Origin of the sequence: Bacillus sp. SIMBA_005, from assembly GCF_046535585.1 — a bacterium.
GTDB lineage: Bacteria > Bacillota > Bacilli > Bacillales > Bacillaceae > Bacillus > Bacillus pumilus.
Window position 1 is genome coordinate 1 of sequence record NZ_JAWRWI010000073.1, and the last position, 392, is coordinate 392.

Annotated in this window: 1 protein-coding gene; it reads right to left on the bottom strand. The window is 47.4% G+C overall.

What is annotated here, in order from left to right; all coding sequences use genetic code 11:
• Window positions 1–392: sugar phosphate nucleotidyltransferase (locus tag SB660_RS19150; RefSeq protein WP_410583802.1), on the bottom strand; the 392-nt coding region annotated here is incomplete at both ends.

Genomic DNA, 392 nt, shown 5'->3' on the forward strand with positions numbered 1-392 from the left:
GTTTTTTCAGAAAAGCTTTTCGCCATACCGTCTTCAACCGTCAGCGTTCCGAATTGCGAGGTCTTTTCTATACCGGTGACGGTTGCCGCAGCCCCTTTTGATTGATGATAGCTGATCAGATGAAACAGGTTGATGTTCGCCAGTCCGTCCCCGTACGTCATAAGAAAGGTTTCATCACCGATGATGTCCTTCGCCTGTAAAAGCCGCCCCGCTGTCTGCGTGTGTTCCCCCGTGTCTAAAAAAGTGATTTTCCACGGCTCGGATGTTCCCAATATCCGCACTTCTCCGGTAGAGCTGTCCAGCGTCATGCTGTGATTCTTCCAGTCATAATCTAAGAAATATTCCTTAATCATCTCTCCTTTGAAACCAAGAAGCAGGATAAATTCGTTCAC